The 6,578-nt window shown below is 70.6% G+C and carries 4 protein-coding genes; 1 reads left to right on the top strand and 3 read right to left on the bottom strand.

The annotated features are described in order from the left end of the window. Positions 1 to 529: 529 nt before the first annotated feature. Complete coding sequence (locus E1284_RS37235) at positions 530 to 1,738, bottom strand: cytochrome P450 (protein WP_131944849.1); 1,209 nt, start codon at positions 1,736 to 1,738, stop codon at positions 530 to 532. Positions 1,739 to 2,511: 773 nt separating this feature from the next. Continuing rightward, a complete protein-coding gene (locus E1284_RS37240) occupies positions 2,512 to 3,906 on the bottom strand; it encodes an SGNH/GDSL hydrolase family protein (RefSeq protein WP_243714984.1) in 1,395 nt (464 codons plus the stop codon). Positions 3,907 to 4,353: 447 nt separating this feature from the next. Between E1284_RS37240 and E1284_RS37245 the strand changes: the two genes are divergently transcribed. After that, on the top strand, positions 4,354 to 5,019 hold the full coding sequence (locus E1284_RS37245; protein ID WP_207924180.1) for a polysaccharide deacetylase family protein: 666 nt from the start codon (positions 4,354 to 4,356) through the stop codon (positions 5,017 to 5,019). A gap of 148 nt (positions 5,020 to 5,167) precedes the next feature. On the opposite strand, the gene E1284_RS37250 is transcribed toward E1284_RS37245, so the two are convergent. Then, entirely contained in the window at positions 5,168 to 6,313 is a 1,146-nt protein-coding gene (locus E1284_RS37250) for a PH domain-containing protein (protein ID WP_243714985.1), read from the bottom strand. Positions 6,314 to 6,578: the final 265 nt, after the last annotated feature.

A 6,578-nucleotide genomic window follows, 5' to 3' on the forward strand; every position in this document is an offset into this window, starting at 1 on the left:
TGTGTATAAGAGACCGCCCCTGGACCTGGCCCACCGCGACCCCCGCGCCTACGTAGCGGCCCTCTGCCACGCCGGCGAAGACGCCGAACTGACCGACCCCTCCGGCCTGGGCGGCTTCGGCTGGCTCGCCCAAACCGTGAACATCCCAATCCCCAACGCCCTAACCACCTGAACACCCCCGCCCGCCGGACCAGAAGCGCCGGACCAGAAGCGCCGGACCAGGAGCAGGCAGAAACGCCGGACCAGGAGCGTCAACCAGGAGCGGGCCAGAGACGCCGGACCAGGAGCAGGCAGAAACGCCGGACCAGGAGCGTCAGCCAGGAGTGGGCCAGAGACGCCGGGCCAGGCGTCCCAAAGGCGGCGTCGGGCCGTGAGTGCCGCCGCCAGGCTGGGCGGCGGCACTCACGGCCCCGGAGTCCCACGTCGGAAGTGCCGGGGGCGGAATGTGCCGGGGCGGAAGTGCCAGGGCGGAATGTGCCGGGCGGAGGTTCGCATGGCGTTGGTACGGCGAACCGGCCGCCCGGATCGGTCACCGCTCTACGTGGAGGGCTTGCAGGCCGCGCAGGACGTAACCGGGCTTCCACTCGGGTTCTTCGGACAGGCGGAGATCCGGTGCCACCCGCAGAACTGCCCCGAAGGACTCGGCGAGTTCGATGCGCGCGAGCGGGGCGCCCAGGCAGTAGTGGATGCCGAGCCCGAACGTGATGTGCGGGTTCGGGTCACGGGACAGGTCGAGACGGCCCGGGTCGGCGAACACCTCAGGGTCCCGGTTGGCGGACGCGAACTGCAACGCCACCTCGGAACCGCGGGGAATGTCGACGCCGGCGACCGTGATGTCCTCCAGCACCCAGCGTTCGAACATGGGCGCCGGCGTGTCGTAGCGGAGCAGTTCCTCGACGGCCGTGGGGACGAGCGAGTGGTCGGCGCGGAGCCGCTCCAGCTCACCGGGGTTGCGGAACAGCGACCACCAGCCGTTGCCGGTCGCGTTGACCGTGGCCTCGTGGCCCGCATTGAGGAGCAGGACGCAGGTGCCGATGAGCTCGTCCTCGGTCAGCCGGTCGCCCTCGTCCACGACTTGGGCGAGCGCGGTGATGAGATCGTCGCGCGGCTCGGCCCGCCGGGTGCGCGCGAGGCCGCGCAGGTAGTCGGAGAACTCGACGGCGGCGCGGACGGCCGTGCGCTGCACCTCCTCCGGCGGGTTCAGTTCGTACATGCCGCAGATGTCGGCCGACCAGGGGCGCAGGAGCGGGCGGTCCTCGACGGGGACGCCGAGCATCTCGGCGATCACGTTCACCGGCAAGGGCTCGGCGACCTCGGCGAGCAGGTCGCCACCGCCCTTCGCGGCCAGCGCCTCGGCCAGCTCGCCGGCGAGTCGCCTGATCGTCGGCCGCAGGCCCTCCACCATCCGGGCGGTGAACGCCTTGGACACCAGCCGCCGCAGCCGCGTGTGGACGGGCGGCTCCACGTCCAGCATCCCGGCGCGGATCAGGTCCCAGAACGGCTTCAGGAAGTCGGCCTCCGGCTGCCGGCCGAACTCCTCGTGACCGGCGATGTGGAGATACGACCGTCCGAGCCGCCTGTCCCGCAGCAGCGCGTCGACGTCCTCGTACCGGCTGATCACCCACTGCCCGGTCGGCTCGTGGAAGAACACCGGCCGTTCCTGGCGGAGCCGCTCGAACGCCGGGTAGGGGTCCGCCACGAACTCGGCGGACCAGGGGTCATATGCCACATCACTCATGTTCCGAAGATTATGCGCATCCCGCAGCGCCCTCCCCGCACGACGGTGCGAGGAGGGCGCCGACGAGGCGCCAGCCACCGGACGACTCGGGTCACCATTTGCTCCCACTACTCGGCCGACCCGACCCCGGCAGCTGGCGTGCTCCACCCCCGACTCACCCACCAAAGAAGCCCAGACGTCTCCGACACCATCCGGCACCGCCCGCTCCAACGGCCCAACGCCGATCCCACCCCCTCCACTCCACTCCGCGCACAGGCCGACCAGAGCCATCCACCCCATCCCCATCCGGCCCAACGAAGCCGAAGATCACCCCGCTCACCCGGGGCCCGAGCGCCCCCGAAGCCCGTAGATCGGCGATCCACCACAGAGAAGACGGAAGACCGACGCTCACGCCCGACGCCTGGACAACCTCGCAAGGACGCGCTACCCACCGGCCACCCCGCCGAAGGCGAAGGCCAACGGAAATAGCCGGTCACGCGGCCGTCCGGCCGATCGCGCGGCGGGCGGACCCGCCGCCCGCGGCCCAGCCCGAAGGGCTCGTCCACCGCGCCCGAGCAACCGCACAGGCCCGCTCCAGCACTCGAACACGTATTTCAGCGCAATCACCCGCCACCCGCCGGCGGCCTCGTTCGGGGCGAGGGGCAGCGGAAGCGGCCGACGGCTGAGCCGACTCGCAGGACGCGCCGTCGAGCGGCCACTCCGTTCGACGCACGAGTCCGGGTGGGCACGTGACGCTGGAGCCGGCCCGTCAGGTCGTGGCATTGGTGGTCGGCCTAGTTGAAGGCGAAGGTCGAGGGAAGCGGCCGGCGCCTCAGGAGGTCGATGGGGACGGCGTCGGCCAGGGCCTTGTAGCCGATCGGGTTCAAGTGCAGGTGGTCGCCGACGTCGAAGGCGGGGAGCAGCCGGTCGGGGGCGGACGGGTCGCGGGCGGTGCGATCGAAGTCGATCACGGCGTCGAATCGGCCGCTGGTGCGGATCCAGGTGTTGACGGTTCGGCGGGCTTCCTCCCGGTAGCCGTCCGGGTCGTCGTACATGGTGTTGCCGCCGAACGGGGTGAGCGTCGCGCCGTACACGCGGATGCCCTGGGCATGAGCGCGGACGATGATCTGGTCATAGGCCGCGATCAGGCTGTCGGCGACCTGCTTTTGCGCCGCCGGCGTGGCTTCGGCGGTGCCGATGTCGTTGACGCCCTCGAAGACGACGAGCCACTCGACGCCGCTCTGTGCCAGCACGTCACGGTCGAGCCGGGCGAGCACGTTGGGGCCGAGGCCATCGTTGAGGACGCGGTTCCCGCCGGCGGCCTGATTCACGATCGCGATGTCGGACGTGGACGGGTGGGACTGCAGCCGGTCCAGGAGCCGGTCGGGCCAGCGGTCGTTCCCGTTCGTCGTGGACCCGCGGCCGTCGGTGAGGGAGTCGCCGAGCATGACCGCCGCCGCCGTGGCGGGCTTGGCCCACACTTCGAGACCGCTCAGGAAGTACCAGTGGTCGGCGCGGGTCGCCCCCGCCAAGTCGGTGTCGGCGACGTGGTCACCGGCCAGCATGGAGGACGTGGTCCGTGAGCCGGGGTGGGACGTGATCGCGGTCGACGCCTGACCGTCCGCCAGGTAGATCGTGACCGTGAGGTTCGATCGCGGCGCCACCGGGAACTTCAGCGGGTCGGACACCATCTGCGCACCGACCGGTATCACCACGGACGCATTCCCATGGAAGGTCACCGGCCGGGACGTCTTCGGCTCGATGGAGCTGACGCCCGCCTGACCGCCGCTGGGCAGCGCGACGGACACCTTGGTGATGGGCAGCGCCGCCCCGCCGAACGCGTTGGAGAACCGCAGCCGCAGGTTCCGGCCGCCGACGGACACACGGACGGTCTGCCGCAGGGTCGCGTCGTCGAAGACCTTGCCGTCCTGCGTGAACGGCGCGGGAGGCATGTTCCCCGGCTCGGTCAGCTGCGGCATCGACACCCAGCTGTCGACCCAGTGGCCCCCGAACTTCGGTGCCGCATGGCCGGCGGCGTTCCGGGGCTCGCCCTCCGCTCCGGTCAACGATGCCGCGACGAGGCCGGCCGCGAGCAGGAGTACGGCGACGAGCCGGGCGGCGGGGCTCATGAGCGGCGCGAGCGCGCCCGCTCCCGGCCGCCGGACGTGGACGGGCGTGAATCGTCTCACCACAGCTCTCCGATCGACTCCACGGACCGTTCGAAACATTTCGATCACTTTCGGATCGGAGCCCGAACGTACGCCGGGCCCACCGCCCCGTCAAGAACTCCTCCCCCAATCCGCTCCCCGGAGTCATCGCGCCGTCGCGCCCGAAGAATTCGCCTCATCAAAGCTCCAGCAGTCCATTGACCCCATCCGCAAGGCGTCGTACCTTAGCCGAGCAATGCCTCCGATAAGTTTCGAAACTTTTTGCTCCTCCATCCTCCTGCCAGTTCGTCGCCGTCCCGCCGCCCCGCCAGAACCCTCGGCGTCCGGTGCGAGTGCAGAGGAGGGGTGGTTCTCCGTGCTTCCTCGTCCAGTGGAGAAACGATGATCAAGGTTCCGCGGTCGTCCGGTCGGTCTCGACGCTTGGTGGCTTCCTCGGGGGCGGTGGCTGCCGCCGCGGCCGTTGTCGCCATGAGTCCGGCGGCCGGGCATGCCGCCGTCGCGGAGCGGCATCCGCACCTGGGCTGCCCGAACGGATATGTGGCGCTCACCTTCGATGACGGGCCGACCGCCGCCACGTTGCCGACGCTGCTGGACAGACTCCGCGCCGCCGGCGCCCGGGCCACGTTCTTCAACCAGGGGAACAACGCCGAGGCCCGGCCCGACCTCGTCCGTGCGGAGCAGCGCGCCGGCATGTGGATCGGCAACCACACCAACACCCACCCGCATCTGCCCCAACTGGGCGAACCCGACGCGTTCAAGGAGATCCTCGGGACCCAGCTGACCCTGCGCCGGATCACCGGTCGGTGGCCCACGCTCTTCCGGCCGCCCTACGGGGAGGTCAGCGACCAGGTCAGGGCGGACGAGGCCCGGCTGCGCGTCCTGGAGGTGCTGTGGACGGTCGACTCGCGCGACTGGGCCGGAGCCGGCACCGATGAGATCGTGGCGGCCGCGCGCACCCTCCAGCCGGGCGGCATCATCCTGATGCACGACTGGGCCCAGGCCTCCGTCGACGCCGTGCCGCGGATCGTCAGCGACCTGCGCGACCGCGGCCTCTGCCCCGGCAAGATCGCCTTCACCCCGAAGAAGGTGCCCTTCGGCGACACGTACTTCCACGCGACGGCGGTCGCTCCCTGACACTTCCGGCGTGTTCGCCCGACCTTGCGCCACGTTGATCGCCTCCGTTGATGGGCGGTCGGCCCTCCCCCTTGGGCGGGCCGACCGGTCCCATCGTCGAGGGCGACGTGGAGGCGTGGAAGTAGAACGCGATTCTGTGGAAAAGTCGTCAGCGGGCCCAGTGGGTCGGGTCTCCGCCGCCGGCGCGGCGGGCGGCCAGGGCCCGGCCGGCGGTGCTCTCGACGATCGCCCGAGCCTCACCCAGGTCGCGGTCCGTGGCGGCGACCTGCACCGGCCCCGGAGGCGCGTCGACGTGGACGGTCGCCAGACCGAGGAGACGCTGGAACACGTTCGCGGTGAGCCGGACGCTCTGCGCCCGCGCGTGGGCGATCACGTCGGTGCGGCGGCAGGGCCAGCCGTGCCGCGTCACGAAGACCACGTCGTCGGTTCCGGCGCCGTCCGCGCGGTCGATCGCCACGGCCTTGGAGGACGCCGGGACGAGGGGAACCGCGTCGACGTGCGTCCCCGGGAAGACCTGCGAGACGAGGTGCATCGCCACATGCCGGGGCGCGACCGGCAGCAGGGTCGAGGACAGTGCCTGGCGCTCACCCGCGTAACCGGCGACGGTGACCTCGACACGAGCCCAGCCGAGGCTCCGCCAGATCACCGGTTCGACGATGCTGACGGCCTGGACGCGGCCCGGAGGCAGCGTCTGCATGCGGGTCTCCAGCAGGCCGTAGCGCAGGCGGATACCGTCCGGTGACATCGCCACCGTGAAGTTGGCGTACATCACCAGAGGCGCGATCACGGCCCTGATGAGCCCGAGCAGGACGGGAACGGTGACCGCCAGCATGCCGCCCTCCGCGTACATGACGAGGAAGACGAGGGAGGCCAGGAACAGCAGGGCCGTCCCCAGAACGGGCAGCCGCACGAGAAGGGACGCGAACAGCGCGCCGAAAGGCACCCGCCAGACGTGGCGTTCGGGTGCCTCCGGCGTGTGGCCGGGCAGTCCGGCGGCGCGCGCGAGGAGTTCGGCGCGCAACTGCTGAGCGGAGTTGCGCCCCAGGTAGCGGAGGGCGATCTCACTCTGCTCACCGCCGGCCAGTTCCACCCGTACCTCCGCCAGGGCGAACACCCTCGTCACCAGCGGACGGACGAGATCGATGGCCTGGATGCGCGAAAGCGGGATGCGGCGCTTGTTCTTACGGAGGATCCCGGTCTCGACGACGAGGTCGTCGCTGTCGATACGAAAACGCAGGGCGAGCCACGTCCAGAGACCCGTGCCCACCGCGATCAGTCCCATGGGGACGGTCACGACGATGAACCTGAGAATCACCTCAGGGGTGAGCGCCAGAGTGATGCCGTCTTCGGTCTGGGTCAGCAGTAGAGGAAAGCCGAGCAAGACGAAGTAGATGATGAGAAAGATGAAGGCGCGCAGTGGGGCGGTCGCCCAGTGGAGCCTGTGCGTGCCCTCAGAGAACCGAACCGGCGGACGGTAGCCGGGAGGTGGGCCATAACCGTGCGGAGGGCGCGGCGGGCCATATGGCGAACCGGGTGGCGGGCCTGGGGGACCGTAAGGC

Source organism: Actinomadura bangladeshensis, assembly GCF_004348335.1.
GTDB lineage: Bacteria > Actinomycetota > Actinomycetes > Streptosporangiales > Streptosporangiaceae > Spirillospora > Spirillospora bangladeshensis.